Genomic DNA, 263 nt, shown 5'->3' on the forward strand with positions numbered 1-263 from the left:
TTGCCATTCAATTCAACAGTCGCTAGGTGCCCGCCCTTGTCGCGGTTGAAGGCCACGCGGTTGTTATCCGGCAGGCGTAGGTGCTTGAGCTGGTCGCAGGCGTCGTAGCCATAGCGCAGGGTGCCCCAGCCCTGGTGTTCGGCGGTGAGGCGGTTTTGGCGGTCGTATTCGTAGGCCAGCGCCCAGTGGCCGTCGTCGACGCTGAGGAGATTGCCCTGGCGGTCGTAGGTATATTCAACGACGCTGTCATCGGGCAGGATTTT

The 263-nt window shown here is 61.6% G+C and carries 1 protein-coding gene; it reads right to left on the reverse strand.

Annotation, left to right across the window (positions count from 1 at the left end; all coding sequences use genetic code 11):
- A partial coding sequence (locus ACFZPT_RS26745; protein ID WP_379555966.1) for a hypothetical protein occupies positions 1–263 on the reverse strand: 263 nt, incomplete at both ends.

The sequence above is a fragment of the Pseudomonas sp. MD330_10 genome, assembly GCF_042610415.1.
Taxonomy (GTDB): Bacteria; Pseudomonadota; Gammaproteobacteria; order Pseudomonadales; family Pseudomonadaceae; genus Aquipseudomonas; species Aquipseudomonas rhodesiae.